Genomic DNA, 15310 nt, shown 5'->3' on the forward strand with positions numbered 1-15310 from the left:
TCCCCCGCTGATGTCGGGCGAGGCGGTCGTGGGCGATGCCCTTGCCGCCGCCTGCGCCCGCGCGGCCGAGGGCTGCGATGCGGGTCTGATCACCTACCGGCTTGACGGGGCCGAGATGCAGGCGGCCTTGGTCTTTGCCCCCGAGGTGCCGCTGGCCCGCGCGGTGGCGATGCTGCCGCTCTGCGGGGTGGGCTTTCAAAACGCCCTCGGCGCGCTCTCGCCGCCCGAAGTCGCGGTGCAACTGGAATGGAACGGCGGCATCCGCGTGAACGGTGCGGCCTGCGGCGCGCTCCGGATGATGGCCTCGACAACCGATCCGACGGCGGTGCCCGATTGGCTCGTCGTCGGTTTCACCCTGCCGCTCTACCCTGCGAACGACCCTGACATGGCGCAAACGGGTCTAAACCCGGATCAAACCGCGCTCTATGCCGAAGGCTGCGCCGAGGTGCAGCCCCCTGCCCTTGTCGAATCCTGGGCGCGGCACACGCTGCATTGGATCAACCGCTGGGAAGACCTCGGCCCTGCCAGCCTGCATGGCGAATGGCGCGGCTTGGCCTACGGGATCGACGAAGAGGTGACCGCGCAGGGCGCAAGCGGTACATTCATCGGTGTCGACGAGGACTTCGGCATGTTACTGCGCGCGGGAGAGACGACCCGCCTGATCCCGCTCACCACCTTATTGGAGCCCGCACCATGACCCTCAAACTTGCCCGCGCGATCCATTTCGATGAGAGCGACCGCAACGTCTTCGCCTCACCCGCCCGCACCGGGGAATGGTGCATCTCTGGCGGATTCGAGTTTTCCGATTGGACCGAGGGCGACCTGACTGGCAAAGCCCGCCAAGCCTTCGCCAACGGCTGGCTCGGGCTCGAAACCTTTGGCCGCGTGACCTTTGTCGCCGTGACCCAGATCGAAGAAGCCGAGGTAGAGGCCCTCGCCGCGCTCCTGGCGCAGCATTTCGTTACCTACTACGGTGCACCTTCGGTCGATGCCGCGCGTCCCGTGGCGAAAGAGGAGTTGGCGCAGATGATCGACCTCTGCGCCGATCACGCGCCCAACTGTCTGCTCACCGTGGCGCGCGAGTTGACCGACGCGGGCGTCCGTGAAAGCTTTCGCATGATCCAGCCGCAGGATGCAGGACTAGAGCAATTCGCGATCCACGGCGACCTGCCCGAGTGAACCATCCGCGCCGGTTTGTGCGCGGATGGTCTCTAACTCAGGTTATTCGGCACCTTCCGCGTTGAACACGAATAGTGTCTCACCATTGATCTTATAGTCGTTGATCAGCGCTTTCGCCCGGTCCGATGTCAGCCAGTCTTCGAGCTTCAGAGCCAGATCATTTTTGACATGGCCGTGACGCTCGGGGTTCACCGGCAGATAGGCATATTGGTTAAACAGAACCGGATCGCCCGCATAGAGCAACGCCAGATCCCCCTTATTGCCGAAGTTCAGCCAGCTTGCCCGGTCCGACATCACATAGGCAGGCATCCCCGAGGCGGTGTTGAGCGCCGCCCCCATGCCTGCCCCGACGGCGCTATACCAATCGCCGAACTCTGCCGGATCGACCCCCGCTTCAGCCCAAAGCGACAGTTCTTTCTTATGGGTGCCGCTGTCATCCCCTCGGCTCACGAAATCAGACTCTTTGCCGGCGATTGCGCTCAATGCTTCGGTGGCCGCACCCGAGGATGCGATGCCCGCCGGATCGCTTTTTGGACCGATGAAGACGAAATCGTTGTACATGATTTCCGTTCGGTGGCTGCCGAACCCCGCGTCGACGAAAGCCTCCTCGGCTTTGCGCGAATGGACCAGGATCGCGTCCACGTCCCCGGATTCGCCTAGCTTGATCGCCTGGCCGGTCCCGACGACCAACAATTGCACATCGAGATCAAGATCCGCTGCGATCTGAGGCAAGAGAACATCCGCGAGACCGGAGTTGTTGAACGATGTCGTCACCGCCATTTTCATCACGTCCGCGGCCTGCGCCGCACCGCTCATCGCCAGCGCGGAAATTGCGCCTACAATCCAATGTTTCATTCTACGATATCTCCTCTTAAAAATGCCTGCGCCTCTGGGGTCTCAGGTCGGTTGAAAAACATAGTCGCGGGACCGGCCTCATGCAGACGGCCCCCAGAAGGAACAAGACATCGTCGGCCAAACGGCGGGCTTGACCGTGGTCATGTGTCGAAAGGATCAGCCGCGTGCCGGCAGATTTCGCCGATTGCAAAATCGCCTCGATCTCGCGGGTCGCACGGCCATCCAATGCGGCACAGGGCTCATCGAGAAACAGCAGCTTGGGCTTGCAGATCAGGGCGCGGGCGAGGGCCAGTTTCTGCTGCTCGCCACCCGATAGCACAGGGGCTGCGCGGCCCAAAAGCGGCTCTAACCCGACGCGTGCGGCCCATTCCTCCGCAGCCTGACGGGCCTCTGCCTTTGCGACACCACGCAGGCGCAACGGATAGACAAGGTTCTCCAAAACCGTGCGCCGGAGCATGACGGGCCGCTGGAAAACGAATGCCTGATGATGCCGCGCCTCTTCGGTCGTGCAGGCCCAGTCGATCCGCCCCGCAGAGAGCCGCGCGGTGCCATGCAGCAATTGCAACAGCGTGGTTTTGCCCGCGCCGTTCGGGCCGATAACGACCGTGGCGCCCTGCCCGTCTAGCGTCAGATCAATCGGTCCCACCAGCCGTTGCCCGCGTCTTCGGCTTTCGACCGCGCTGGCCTGCATCGGGAAAAGCTGCATCACCACCGGCCCTCCCGTTCGGTGCGGCCCAGCCAATGGATCGCGAGGTTCACCGCCACGGCCAGCCCGATCAGTACGAAACCGAGGGCGAGCGCCAAGGCAAACTCACCCTTTCCGGTCTCAAGCGCGATCGCGGTGGTCAACACCCGCGTCGCATGGTCGATATTGCCCCCGACGATCATGATCGCCCCCACCTCCCCAATCGCGCGGCCAAAACCTGCGAGCGCGGCAGTGAGGAGCGCACGGCGGGAATCCCAAAGCAGGGTCCGTATCTTTTGGCCCTGCGTGACATTCATCGAAATCAACAGATCATGATATTCCTGCCAAAGTTCGCGGATCGACTGATGCGCGATCGAGGCAATGAGCGGCACGATAATGATCACCTGCGCTATGATCATCGCCGTGGGGGTAAAAAGCAGCCCCAACACGCCAAGGGGCCCGGAGCGGGAAAGGACCACATAAACGATGAGCCCCACCACGACCGGCGGCAGCCCCATGAGCGCATTTAAAACCGCGATCACCAAGCGCCGTGCGCGAAACCGTTTTACGGCGACCAATGCCGCGAGGGGGAGGGCAATCAGGCAGGCAACGACCAAGGCGGAGACGGTCACCTGCAATGACCGACCGGCGATCTCAACCAACTCGGGATCAAGCGTGAAGACAAGCCAAAAGGCCTGCGTCAGTCCGCTCCAAATATCGACCATCCCGCAGTGGCCTCCCCCGACTTGGGGCCCAAAGCCCCCTTTTCCCGCACAGTGTCAGGACTGACCTGCCGACGCCAGAGCCACCGGGACCGAAATTGCCGGAAGAGACAGACTGGCTTGAAACTCACCGTGATCTCGGCCGCGCAAGGTCAGGATGACCCATCCCATGATTCTCGCAAATCGGGTATGTGGCTCTAACTACGGCAAAACCGCGAAATGCTGGCCATCCGGCTCATGATGAGCTCATTCTCATTTCCAAGGATAGTTTTAACAAATAAATACAGACCCTTAGACGTAAAAGCCCGGACTATCTTTGATCGTAGCTCCGACTATCGATGCCGTCTTTCCCTCTCCTCGCGCAAGAATCTATTGCACGCATCGCTTTAATGGCATTAAGTAACGGAAACAAAAGCGCTACCGAATAATAGCGTTACTGAGAGCGAGGGCAGATGTGACGGACACTGTACACATCAATACACGGATCCGCCGTAATGCGGAAACGCTTTCCGAGGCGTTGGAAAGTCACATGTTGAAGGTCTTTGCGCCCGACGCGCGCAAGGAGCTACGCCGCTTTTCAGCCGGAGAAGCGGCTGAATTGCTTGGAATTTCAACCAGCTTCCTTCGCAAACTCCATTTCGACAATAAGGTCGTTGACGTTCAGACAAGCCCGGGCGGGCGGCGGCATTACAGTGCTGAAGATCTGCTCTCAATCCGGCGCACGCTTGAATCAACGGCCAAATCGCGCGGTGCCTACCAGCGTGGCCGTCGTGACGGGGACAAACTGCAAGTATTGTCTTTTTTGAACTTCAAAGGCGGCAGCGGAAAGACGACGAGCGCAATCCATGCGGCGCAACGACTGGCCTTGAAGGGCTACCGTGTGCTCTGCGTCGATATTGACCCGCAAGCGTCTCTAACAACGCTTTTTGGCTATCGGCCAGAGTATGATTTCCTGAACTCGGGGACCATCTACGATGCCATCCAATATGACGATCCGGTCCCTTTGGCCGATGTCATTCAGAAAACATTCTTTACTGGCATTGATCTTGCTCCCGGCGGGTTGATGCTTCAGGAGTTTGAGCATGAAACCCCCAAGCTCTGCTGAACAACACCCAGCCAGCATTTTTCGCCCGGTTGGCGACCTCTCTGCAGGACGTAGAGCAAGATTACGACGTGGTTATCTTCGATTGCCCGCCGCAACTGGGGTACCTCACGATGTCGGCGCTTTGCGCCTCGACGGGCGTGCTAATCACTGTCGTCCCGAACATGCTCGACGTCGCATCGATGTCGCAGTTCCTGCAGATGAGCGCGGACCTGCTTGATGTAGTCTCTAATGCAGGAGCAAGCATGGAATTTGATTTCCTGCGTTTCCTGATAAATCGGTACGAGCCGAATGATGGGCCGCAACAGCAGGTTCTATCCTTCTTGCGCCAGCTCTTTGACGAGGAAGTCATGGTCGCACCAATGCTGAAATCCACCGCGATTTCGGATGCCGGGCTGACGCATCAGACGATTTATGAGGTCGACCGGTCCCAATTTCACCGCTCGACCTATGACCGGGCGGTGGATTCACTCAATCTTGTGAATGATGAGATCGAAAGCATGATCCAGAAAGCATGGGGGCGGTAATGGCACGTAAAGGCATTTTATCTTCTGCACCGGCGAATGTTGAGAAGCCGGAGAAGCCTAAATCCCCCTCGATAGAGCCTAATAAGAGCCGGGGTAAGGCCAGTTTAATGCCGCGCGGCGCGGTGGGGGCGCTTCAGTCTTCGTTGAACCGGATGCAAGAAAACGCGGTTCAGGAAATGGACGGTAATCTGATCGACATGGCAGGTGTCGAAGACCGTTTAGGCACTGATACGCAGGCTCAGAAGCAGCTGCATGACAGCCTCAAGACTTACGGGCAGCAGGTTCCTGTGCTCGTTCGGCCCCATCCCAAAACCCCCGGACGGTTCGAAATTGTCTACGGGCGGCGGCGGCTTCAGGCACTGAAAGCGCTTGCGATGCCCGTCAAGGCGATGGTCCGCCAGTTGGACGACCATGCTTTGGTGATGGCGCAGGGGCAGGAGAATACCGCGCGACAGGACCTGTCGTTTATCGAAAAGGCGAGCTTTGCTGCTCAGCTAGACGTGGGCGGGCATGACCGGCAGACAATCGCAGACGCGCTGTCGATCGATCTGCCTATGGTCAGTCGCATGCTCAAAGTTGGTCATGCGTTCGAGCTACCTTTCTTGCGCCAGATCGGTTCTGCCCCGTCCATCGGGCGGGATCGCTGGATGGCTTTGGTCAAACTCTTTGAGCAACCCGCAGCAAAAGCGCGGGCGGACAAACGGATGTCGCGGGCCGACTGGGAAGGGTTCAATTCAGATGAACGGTTCGAGGCGATCTTTTCCGAAGCCTCAGCCCAGCCCGAGAAAGCTGCCGCCTCCCCTGCCCCATCGGCCAAGCCCCGCACCCTGCGGAGCCGTGATGGCAAGGCTTTGGCGGACATTCGCAGCGGCAAGCGTGGGGTGACGGTGACCGTCCCTGCCCGTGCAGCCGAGGGATTTGATACATGGCTCGATGCGCATGCAGAAGAGCTTTTGCAAGAGATTCACGACCGCTGGCAAAAGACCCGCGCGTGAGAAATTGAGGAAGTAGCAACAGGAGGCACATCCAAGACCACAAAAAAGCCCCCCAGGATAAATCCCGGAAGGCCCTTCTCAAACTTTGCACCTTCGAGATAGCCCCAAAGATTTATCGATGTCAACTCTACCCGATGGGATAGGGCCGGTATTTTGTTGTCTTTCGTGATTTTAAATGGAAAACACGTTCCGAACTGGGTTCGGGCGGCCGAAATCGGCTACCCAAGTGTCATGCGAGGGGCCGGACAAATGGGCATTGCTCGACCGGCTGACAACTGCGGCTGACTGTTTTGAATTGTCGCACCGCACCCTCACCGTATTGAAGGCGTTGCTCAGCTTTCTGCCGAGCCGTCATATTCCAGATGGCGCGGCAGGGATCGTATTTGCCTCGAACGCCCGGCTGTCTGAGCGGTTGCACGGGATGCCTGAAAGCACGCTTCGACGGCATCTTGCCCAGCTTGTCCGTGTCGGGCTTATTGCCCGGCACGATAGCCCCAATCGCAAACGCTTTGCACGAAACCGGGGCGGCGCGATTGCGCTGGCCTTTGGCTTTGACCTCTCCCCCTTGTCGTTCAGTCAGATATGATAGAGACAGCCGCTCAGGCAGCCGAAGCGCACAGTGAGCGCCTGCAAGCGCTGAGGGACCGGGTGCTTGTTCTGAGGCACGCGCTGATCCGTCAGGGTGGCGCTGAGGGGGTGGCAAATGAGGCGGGGCGTGTCCTTCGGCGCAAGCCGGATGAAGCGGCATTGACCCTTCTTGAGAATGCATTACGTGAGGCGCTTGAGAGCACGGCCACCATTGTTGATGAAGCCGAAGCAGAACCGGTTTCCCCTGCCCCATCTACAGAACAAATGAGCGCCAGCGACGGCGAAAATGAGCGGCACATACAGGATTCAATTAAATCCTATTTTGACTCTGAACAGCAGAGCGGTCCGAAAGACGCCCTCCCTCACTCGGCTGACAACATTGACAGTGAAGACAACGAGCCAAAAAAAGGGGTCACTTTTGCTGAGGTGGTCGCTGCTTGCAAAGAAGTTCAAAGCTTCTTCCCAGAAGCGATGCGCAATTGGAGTGACATTGTACGGATCGGAGATCAGATTGCCCCAATGCTGGGGATTGACCTGCCGGTCTTAAATGAGGCAAAACGGGACATGGGTGCGGAGAGCGCAGCGGTGACAGTCCTTTGTCTGCTTGAGAAAGCCGCGACCATCCGAAGCCCGGGCGCATATCTTCGCCGTTTGACCCAAATGGCCCGTAATGGCGCTTTTTCCCTTAATCCTATGGTGGCAGCACTGGTAAATCAGCGCAATTGTCAGCTGACAACTTGAAAACCTATGGTTTTACAGTGGGTTAGGCATATGTATGCCTGGCAATCGGGGCCAAAATACTGAATTGGTGGGATTTGTCGGGCAAAATACGCCCCCACACTTCACCCTTGAAGGCGCAGCGGCTAAATTGGCCTCACTTTTTCGGGAAAGCCCATGACCTCCGTTCGCCTACGCCTGCTGATCCTCGCGCTAACACCGCTTATCGTGTTGATGCCGCTGCTGCTGGTCTTGGGCATGTCGCGTTGGACGGCGGACTATGACGAAGTGCTCATCGCGAATGTCGAGAGCGAGTTGAGGATCGCCAACCAGTATCTCGCGCGGTTGTTGGCGCAGACCGGCAATGAACTGGATGCCGTCGCAGGCTCGGTCGAATTTGCCCGCTTGCTTGAGATGCCGACCGCAGATCGGGTGGCCTCCTTTGCCGAGATACAAGATCGGCTGGGCTTGGATTTTCTGCGCTTCCTCCCCTCGAAACAGCGGTCGATGAAGGCGAGGATTGGCCGGTGATCGCCCGCGCGGCGCGGGGAGCACGCGGGGCGGAGATCGACGTATTTAGCAATGCACGGCTGACAACTTTGAACGACGCGCTCGCGGTACGCGCGCAGGTGCCGGTGATCGACACGCCCGCCGCCGTGCCCACCAACCGGAAAGTCGAAGACCGCGGGATGGTGGTCCATGCGGCAAGCCCGGTGGCGCTGAACGGCAGGCAGGGCGTTTTGGTTGGCGGAATGCTTTTGAACCGAAACCTCGACTTCATCGATACGATCAACGATCTGGTCTATTTGAACGCGGTAACCGGCGGCGACCGGCAGGGGACTGCGACGCTGTTCCTTGATGATCTGCGCATCTCGACCAATGTGCGCCTGTTCGAGGATGTGCGCGCCCTTGGCACGCGCGTCTCGGCCGAAGTGCGGGAGGCCGTGTTGATCGAAGGGCGCACTTGGCTCGACCGGGCGTTTGTGGTGAATGATTGGTATATCTCAGGCTACCAGCCCATCACCGACAGTTTCGGGGAGCGGGTAGGGATGCTCTATGTCGGCTTTCTTGAGGCGCCTTTTGCGCAGGCGAAGCGCGAGGCGTTCTGGTGGATGCTGGCGGCCTTCTTTGCCGTGCTGGCCCTCTCGGCGCCGGTGTTCCTGTGGCTGGCGCGGGGAATCTTCTCGCCGCTTGAACGGATGACAAAGGTCATGCACCGCGTCGGCAAGGGAGAGCTTTCGGCGCGGATCGGGCCAGTGCCCGCGCGGGATGAGATCGGCGCCGTGGCGCATCACCTCGATTGGTTGCTGGAGCAGGTTCAAGAACGCGACCGGCAGTTGCGCAGTTGGAATGATGAGCTGAACCAGCGCGTGGATCAGCGTACCGGTGAATTGCGCGAGGCGAATGAGAAGTTGGAGCAGACCTTCCGCCAGTTGGTGATGAGCGAAAAGCTCGCCTCCATCGGGGAAATCACCGCCGGGGTCGCCCATGAGATCAACAACCCGGTCGCGGTCATCATGGGCAATGTCGATGTCATCCGTGAGACTCTAGGCGAGGATGCCGCGCCCGTGGCCACGGAACTGGGGCTGATCGACAGACAACTGTCGCGGATCGAGGTGATCGTCGGCAAATTGCTGAAGTTCGCCGCGCCGTCTGAGTTTTCCGACTGTGAACATAATATCGCGCTACGGCCCTTGGTGCAGGATTGCCTCGTGCTCGTTGACCATCTGATCAGCCGGGGCGGGATTGAGGTGGATTGCGATTTTGAAGAGGTCCCGCCCGTGCGCGCGGACTCGGGCGAGATTCAGCAAGTCGTGGTGAACCTTGTGGTCAATGCCGTGCAGGCGATGCGGGGGGCAGGGCGGTTGGATCTGTATCTAAGGTCTGAGGAGCGCGACGCTTTGCCCGGTGTCGCGCTTTCTGTCCATGACAGTGGGCCGGGGGTGCCAGAGGCGTTGCTCGGCTCGCTGTTCGATCCCTTCTTTACCACGAAACCCGGAGAGGGGACGGGGCTGGGCCTGTCGATCTCTCAGACGCTGATCCAGCGCGCCGGGGGGATCATCACGGTGCGCAACCGGGACGAGGGAGGCGCGGCCTTTACCGTCTGGCTGCCGCAAGCGCCCGATGATGGAGGCCCCCCTGAACGCGCGCGGCGCGTTTAGGGGGGCAGGGGCTCTAGGCGGCCTTGCTGTCGAAGCCTTCCAGATAGGCCACGAGGATATCCAGCGCCGCCTGTAGGTCACTCTTGGAGACCATCTCCGTCACCGTGTGGATGTAGCGGGTGCCAACCACGATCCCCACGGCCCGCGCGCCAGCGGCGGCCTGCTGCGCCGCTGCGCCGTCTTGGCCGCCGGCGGCGAGCATGGTGCGTTGGAAGGGGATTTTGCGGGCCTCGGCCAGCTTTTCGATGTCGCGCACCAAATCCACATCGGCGATGAAGCTGCTGTCACGCACGTGCAGGCCAAAGCCCTTGCCGAGGCGTGTGGTGGACAGATGCTCGGGCACGCCGGGCGTGTCGCAGGCCAGCGTCGTGTCGATGCCAAGACCGATGTCGGGCTGAACCTTATAGGCCGCGGTGCGCGCGCCGCGCAGGCCGACTTCCTCCTGACAAGTGAAGGCCACGTGAATTTCCGCCCCGCGTCCCTTGTCGGCCAGCTTGCGGATCGCTTCGATCCCCAGCCAGCAGGCGACGCGGTTGTCGAGCGCCTTAGACACAAATTGATCGCCCATTTCGAGGAAAGGTTCATCCATCACCACGAAGTCACCGACCTTGACGATGTCCTTGGCTTTCTCACCCAGCCCAAGATCAATGAAGAATTCCGAGACTTCGGGAATCTTCTTGCGGTCCTCGGGGAGGAGATGTGAATGGGCTTGCCGCCGGGGTTCATCACGCCCTTCAGATCGCCCTGATCGGTGCAGACCAACACTCGGCGCGAGAAGAGGTTGCGCGGATCAAAACCCCCACGGGTTGAAGGTACAGAAACCCGTCTTTCGAGATATGGCTGACCAGAAACCCGATCTCATCCATGTGGCACAACAGCATGATCTTGGGCGCTGTGCCGTCGCCTGCCGTCGCATCACGGCGGCAGAGGAGGGATCCCATGGCGTCGGTCTCCACATGGTCGAACAGGCCCTCGATCTGCTGGGTGATCAGGTCACGCACGCGGTGCTCGCGCCCCGGCACGCCGGGGGTTTCGCAAAGGTCTTTGAGTAGGTCGATGTTCATGCTGGCCTCATCCTTGGTGATTTGGCCGCACTATCGCGCCGCGCTGGTCGAAGTGCAAACAGACGCGGCGCGATGAGGCTGAGAGGGCAGGGGGCTTACATCTGCCCCGGTAGGAAAAGCACCAGCGCGGGGAAGATCAGCAGCAGGATCAGCCGCAGGATATCGACCAGCCAGAAGGGCGTGACCCCGCGAAAGATCGTCCCGGTAGAGACATCGCCGACCACGCCCTTAAGCACAAAGACGTTCAGACCCACGGGAGGGGTAATCAGGCTGATCTCTGTCACTACGACGACGATGATACCGAACCACACCGGATCAAACCCAAGGCTGGTGACCAGTGGAAAGAAGATCGGCACCGTCAGCAGCAGCATCGACATGCTCTCGAAAATGCAACCAAGCGCGATGTAAATCAAAAGGATCAGCCCCATGACCACCCATGGGCCGAGGTCCAGCGCCGTGACGGTCGCCAGCAGCCCTTCGGGCAGGCCCGCGAGGTTCACGAAGTTTGAGAAAATCCATGCGCCAATCAGCACCGAGAAAAGCGAGGCGGACGTGAGCGTGGTTTCCTCCAGCACCTCTCGCAGTCCGGCCCAGCTGAGCCCGCCACGCGCCCAAGCGATCAGGAACGCACCTGCAGCGCCCATACCCGCCGCCTCTGTCGGGGAGAAGGCGAGGTGGATGGGCCAGAAATCAAGCACACCGTAGAGCCCGCCGATCACCAGCGCAAAGAGCGCTAGCACCGACCAAACGTGGTTCAGTGCGCGCAGCCGCTCACCCCATGTGGCGCGGGGGCCAGCGGGGCCTGCCTCGGGGTTCATGGCGACGGAAAAGCGCACCGCGCAGAGGTAAAGAAGGATGCCAAGCGCGCCGGGCACGATGCCCGCGATAAACAGCGCGCCGATCGAGGTCTCGGTCAGCAGCCCATAGATCACAAGGATCACCGACGGCGGGATCAGGATGCCGAGCGTGCCGCCAGCGGCAATGGACGCGGTCGAAAGACTGTCAGCATAGCCGTATTTGCGCATCTCTGGCATGGCGACTTTGGACATGGTCGCCGCCGTGGCCAAGGACGAGCCACAGATCGCCGCAAAGCCCCCGCAAGCCACGATGGTGGCCATCGCCAAGCCGCCGCGGAAGTGCCCCAGAAAGGCGTTGGAGACTTGGTAAAGCTCACGGCTGATGCCGCCTTTGTTGACGAAGAGCCCCATGAGGATGAAAAGCGGGATCACCGACAGCCCGTAGTCTTGGCTGGTGTCGATAATCAGCCGCGACACCATAGAGATTGAGGCGCGGTAGCTGGTTTCATAGACCAGCCCGACCATCCCAACGAGGCCCATGGCAAAGGCAATCGGCAAGCGCAGCAAGACGAGGGCGAAAACGGCGGCAAAGCCGATGGCAGATGCGATCATGTGGCAGGGTCCAGAAGTTGCGGCGCAAAGAGGCGCAAAAGCCCGCGCAGGATCAGCACAACGGCGGTGAGATAGGTCATCACCGCGATGAACATGCCGATGTAAAAGGTCGGAATTTCAAGGTATTCTGTCACGTCGCCATAGCTCAGCGCGCGGTAGGCAAGGTCCACGACCCGCCCGGCCGGAAACCACAGCATCACCCCGCACCCCAGCGTCACCAACCCGTCGCGCCAGCGTTGCAGCCCCCAATTTTCAAAGGGGCGGTCCAGCAGATCAGCAGCGATATGCCCCTCGCGACCAGACAGAACGGGGAGGGCAGAGAAAACGATCAAGGCGATGCCGATGCGGATCAGCTCGGTCGCGGCTTCGATCGGGGCGTTGAAGACCGAGCGCATGATGACATCGGCAAAGGTCAGCACCATCAGCGCGAAAAGCGCGACAGAGGCCATCGTCATCGGCAGGGCCGAGAGGGCGGCGGTGAGGCGGATCAAAGAGCGCATGGCGGTTCCCTGGCTGGGGGCCGACCGCTGCTGCGACCGGCCCCTTTGGCGGTGGGGGTTACTGGCTGGCGTTTGCCATTTCCTCACGCATCATCTCATAGGCGGCCTGCCCATCGACACCGGCCTCGTCCAACTCGGCGATCACCTTGTCGCGCACCTTGGCGGCCATTTCGGCAAAGCGGGCCTGATCTTCTTCAGAGGCGGTGACGATCTTGTTGTCGCCTGCGGCTTCGGTCGCCTCACGCGCGTCCACGTCGCTCTGATCCCAGACGGCACCCATCATGCGGCTCGCCGTCTCGCCAAAAACTTCGCTGTCGAGCTTTTGCTGCACGTCTTCGGGCAGGCTGTCAAAGGTCTCTTGGCTCATGATGACCGAGAAGGAACCACGGTAAAACCCGCCGGGCATTTCATAGACGTTCTTGGCGACTTCGTTCAGTTTAAAGCTGATCCGCTCGCCCATGTTCATCGCCACCGCGTCAGCGGCACCGGAATCGAGGGTTTCGTAAACCTTGGGCGCGGGCACCTGAATGCCGACGAGGCCAAGCTCCGCCCCCACATCCGCCGAAACACCGCCACCGAGACGGGTTTTAAGCCCTTGGAGGTCTTCCAGCGAGGCGACTTCTTTGTTGGAGTGAATCTGCCCCGGACCGTGGGTCGTCAGCGCAATAACCTTCACGCCGCGGTGCTCGTCCAACTCGGCCAGCATCGCTTCATGCACGCGCCAATGGGCGACCGAAGCCGCCTCGGCATTGCCCTCGTATCCGGGGATTTCCACCAGCTTGGTGCCGACGAAACGACCGGGCGTGTAGCCATGAAACAGGATCGCGATATCTGCGGCACCGTCCAGCAACAGGTCCATCTGCGCGGGCGGCGGGGCAAGGCCGTTTTTCAGCTCGGTCTCGATCAGCCCATCACTGGCTTCCGACATCATGTCGGTCAGTTGCGTGAACATGCCGGTGTTGACCGGGTGGCTTGGTGGCAGCCAAGTGGAAATGGTCAGCGTCTCGGCGGCAAACGCGCCGGTCGCGGTGCAGAGCGCAAGCGCACTCGTCGTGAGAAACTTGGTGAATTTGGTCATTTTGGGCTCCTCCCCATACCGTTCGATATGCCTTGGCGGGGTTCTCCCAAACCCGTGCCGCCAAGTATATGCTTTTTCATGTATTCACATTTACAGCACGATTGGAACCATTTTTTGCGCGCAGGGCAAGGGCTGCGATCAGCCGCGTTGATCCGCAGTGTCGTCCAAGGCGGCCAGCAAGGATTTCAGCGCCGGTTTCAATTGCGCGCCCTCATTGCCCTTGAGCATTTCGATCAAAGCGGCCTCATGACGGCGCGCTTGCGGCACCAGTTCGGCGGCCAGCGCCCGGCCCGCATCGGTCAGATAGACCCGCACGCGGCGGCCATCGGCGGGGTCACTGCGGCGGATCAGCAGGCCGCGTTCCTCCATTTGGGCGATGATCCGGGTGAGTCGTGATTGCTCGGCCAGCGCCTGCCGAGCCAGTTGCGTGATCATCGCGCCATCGGTGTCCGACAGACAGGCCAGCACGCGCCATTCCGGCACGCGCAGCCCCGCCTTGCGCACCTGCGCGTGGAACTGTGCGCTCGCCACATCGCTGGCCGCCGCCAACAAATAGAGCAGGTAATCGGAGACGAATCCCCCTCCTGACCCGTGTCTTTGTCAGAGGTTGCGTCGGTCTTTTGTTGCGTCACACCTGTTAAGCCTTTGATGAAAAGAGGGCTCCTTGCGCCTCGGCACCCCTAAATGGCGGTCAAATTCGCGCTTGGCAAGAAAACCCTTGACCGAAACTATATGAAAAATCATATTGTTTACCACGGGAGGACATCACATGACGAAGATCAACGCTATTGTGCGGGAGGTCACAGCGCTGACCGATCGCATCAGTGAGTTCCAGATCGCAGCCGCAGATGGCAGCGCGCTGCCGCGGTGGGAGGCGGGCGCCCATGTGCTTTTCGATCTGCCCGACGGCGACACCCGCGCCTATTCTCTGATCTCCTTCGATCCGATTCCCGAGGCCCCCGAGAGCTACCGCATCGCCGTCCAACGCGAACCTGAGGGCAAGGGCGGCTCAACCCATATGCACGGGCTGAAACCGGGGGCAGAAATCACCTGCGCCGCGCCGAAGAACGACTTCCCCTGACCCAAGACGCGCCTGCGGTGCTGCTGGCGGGGGGATTGGCATCACGCCGATGATCTCAATGGCGGCGACGCTCAAGGCCGCTGGTCAGGCGTTTGCATTTCACTACTCAGGCCGCAGCTCATCCCTGATGGCCTATCGCGATACCCTGCGCGCGACCTTTGGCGATGCCTTGCATCTGCATTGTGACGATGACGACAGCGCGCTGAACCTTGATGCGGTGATTGCCTCTGCGGGGGCGACGCGCATTTCTATGTCTGTGGCCCCAAAGGGCTGATCGACGCGGTCAAGGCGAAGGCCGAAGCCGCTGGTATCGCGCCTGACCACATCCACTTCGAACTCTTCGACGCACCCCAAGAGCAGCAGGGCGACAGCGCCTTCGAGGTCGAAGTAGCCTCAAGCGGGGAGGTTTTCACCATCCCGCCCGGCCAATCCATCATCGACGTGCTGGAGGCGGGGGCGTCGATGTCATGTACGACTGCCAGCGCGGCGACTGTGGCATCTGCCAATGCGACGTGATCAGCGGCACGCCCGATCACCGCGACGTGGTGCTGTCTGAGGCGGAACGCGCGGCAGGCAATGTCATGCAAATCTGCGTCAGCCGCGCCAAATCACCGCGCCTTGTACTCGACATCTGAGGGAGGAACTC

General features: G+C 60.5%; 14 protein-coding genes and 4 pseudogenes. 10 read left to right on the forward strand and 8 right to left on the reverse strand.

Going from position 1 to position 15310, the window contains the following annotated elements:
• Positions 1–10 precede the first annotated feature (10 nt).
• Both ACFQAU_RS20745 and ACFQAU_RS20750 read left to right on the forward strand, forming a co-directional pair.
• Positions 11–697, forward strand: a complete 687-nt coding sequence (locus ACFQAU_RS20745; RefSeq protein WP_386285030.1) for a biotin/lipoate--protein ligase family protein — start codon at positions 11–13, stop codon at positions 695–697.
• Positions 694–1179: a DUF6505 family protein gene (locus tag ACFQAU_RS20750; protein WP_132445412.1), complete on the forward strand. Its 486-nt coding sequence runs from the start codon at positions 694–696 to the stop codon at positions 1177–1179. The genes ACFQAU_RS20745 and ACFQAU_RS20750 overlap by 4 nt, the downstream gene beginning before the upstream one ends.
• Positions 1180–1221: 42 nt before the next feature.
• On the opposite strand, the gene ACFQAU_RS20755 is transcribed toward ACFQAU_RS20750, so the two are convergent.
• From ACFQAU_RS20755 to ACFQAU_RS20765, 3 genes and pseudogenes are all read right to left on the reverse strand, one after another.
• Positions 1222–2034: an ABC transporter substrate-binding protein gene (locus ACFQAU_RS20755; protein ID WP_132445409.1), complete on the reverse strand. Its 813-nt coding sequence runs from the start codon at positions 2032–2034 to the stop codon at positions 1222–1224.
• Positions 2031–2740 (reverse strand): annotated as a pseudogene (locus ACFQAU_RS20760) (energy-coupling factor ABC transporter ATP-binding protein). The gene ACFQAU_RS20755 and the pseudogene ACFQAU_RS20760 overlap by 4 nt, the downstream one beginning before the upstream one ends.
• On the reverse strand, positions 2740–3444 hold the full coding sequence (locus ACFQAU_RS20765; protein ID WP_067628713.1) for an ABC transporter permease: 705 nt from the start codon (positions 3442–3444) through the stop codon (positions 2740–2742). Before ACFQAU_RS20765 ends, ACFQAU_RS20760 begins: the two are co-directional and overlap by 1 nt.
• A 451-nt stretch (positions 3445–3895) precedes the next feature.
• Here ACFQAU_RS20765 and repA point away from each other — a divergent pair.
• From repA to ACFQAU_RS20790, 5 genes and pseudogenes are all read left to right on the forward strand, one after another.
• Positions 3896–5070 (forward strand): annotated as a pseudogene (gene repA, locus ACFQAU_RS20770) (plasmid partitioning protein RepA).
• Positions 5070–6065 carry a plasmid partitioning protein RepB gene (gene repB, locus ACFQAU_RS20775; protein WP_132445406.1) on the forward strand — a complete coding sequence of 332 codons (996 nt, stop codon included), beginning with the start codon at positions 5070–5072 and terminating at the stop codon, positions 6063–6065. Before repA ends, repB begins: the two are co-directional and overlap by 1 nt.
• A 175-nt stretch (positions 6066–6240) precedes the next feature.
• On the forward strand, positions 6241–6651 hold the full coding sequence (locus tag ACFQAU_RS20780) for a helix-turn-helix domain-containing protein (protein ID WP_386285040.1): 411 nt from the start codon (positions 6241–6243) through the stop codon (positions 6649–6651).
• Entirely contained in the window at positions 6648–7394 is a 747-nt protein-coding gene (gene repC / locus ACFQAU_RS20785; protein WP_386285043.1) for a replication initiation protein RepC, read from the forward strand. The genes ACFQAU_RS20780 and repC overlap by 4 nt, the downstream gene beginning before the upstream one ends.
• Positions 7395–7547: 153 nt before the next feature.
• Positions 7548–9532, forward strand: a pseudogene (locus tag ACFQAU_RS20790) (sensor histidine kinase).
• 13 nt (positions 9533–9545) lie between these two features.
• Here the strand turns inward: ACFQAU_RS20790 and ACFQAU_RS20795 are convergent.
• The 5 genes and pseudogenes from ACFQAU_RS20795 to ACFQAU_RS20815 all read right to left on the reverse strand — a co-directional run bounded on the left by ACFQAU_RS20795 (position 9546) and on the right by ACFQAU_RS20815 (position 14114).
• Positions 9546–10596 (reverse strand): annotated as a pseudogene (locus ACFQAU_RS20795) (M42 family metallopeptidase).
• A gap of 95 nt (positions 10597–10691) precedes the next feature.
• Positions 10692–12005 (reverse strand): TRAP transporter large permease, encoded by a 1314-nt coding sequence (locus ACFQAU_RS20800; protein WP_120352313.1) that lies wholly within the window; start codon positions 12003–12005, stop codon positions 10692–10694.
• A complete protein-coding gene (locus tag ACFQAU_RS20805; protein ID WP_132445394.1) occupies positions 12002–12505 on the reverse strand; it encodes a TRAP transporter small permease in 504 nt (167 codons plus the stop codon). The genes ACFQAU_RS20800 and ACFQAU_RS20805 overlap by 4 nt, the downstream gene beginning before the upstream one ends.
• 58 nt (positions 12506–12563) lie before the next feature.
• The gene (locus ACFQAU_RS20810; protein WP_067628729.1) at positions 12564–13583 is read right to left on the reverse strand and encodes a TRAP transporter substrate-binding protein; all 1020 of its coding nucleotides are present in this window, start codon (positions 13581–13583) and stop codon (positions 12564–12566) included.
• A 138-nt stretch (positions 13584–13721) separates the two neighbouring features.
• Positions 13722–14114: a MarR family winged helix-turn-helix transcriptional regulator gene (locus tag ACFQAU_RS20815; protein WP_386285050.1), complete on the reverse strand. Its 393-nt coding sequence runs from the start codon at positions 14112–14114 to the stop codon at positions 13722–13724.
• 238 nt (positions 14115–14352) lie between these two features.
• Between ACFQAU_RS20815 and ACFQAU_RS20820 the strand changes: the two genes are divergently transcribed.
• From ACFQAU_RS20820 to ACFQAU_RS20830, 3 genes are all read left to right on the forward strand, one after another.
• Positions 14353–14664, forward strand: a complete 312-nt coding sequence (locus ACFQAU_RS20820) for a ferredoxin reductase domain-containing protein (RefSeq protein ID WP_386285053.1) — start codon at positions 14353–14355, stop codon at positions 14662–14664.
• 49 nt (positions 14665–14713) lie between these two features.
• Positions 14714–14938, forward strand: a complete 225-nt coding sequence (locus ACFQAU_RS20825) for a ferredoxin reductase domain-containing protein (RefSeq protein ID WP_386285056.1) — start codon at positions 14714–14716, stop codon at positions 14936–14938.
• A gap of 193 nt (positions 14939–15131) precedes the next feature.
• Entirely contained in the window at positions 15132–15299 is a 168-nt protein-coding gene (locus ACFQAU_RS20830) for a 2Fe-2S iron-sulfur cluster-binding protein (protein WP_386285059.1), read from the forward strand.
• Positions 15300–15310 lie beyond the last annotated feature (11 nt).

Source organism: Sulfitobacter profundi, from assembly GCF_042661425.1.
Lineage (GTDB): Bacteria > Pseudomonadota > Alphaproteobacteria > Rhodobacterales > Rhodobacteraceae > Sulfitobacter > Sulfitobacter profundi.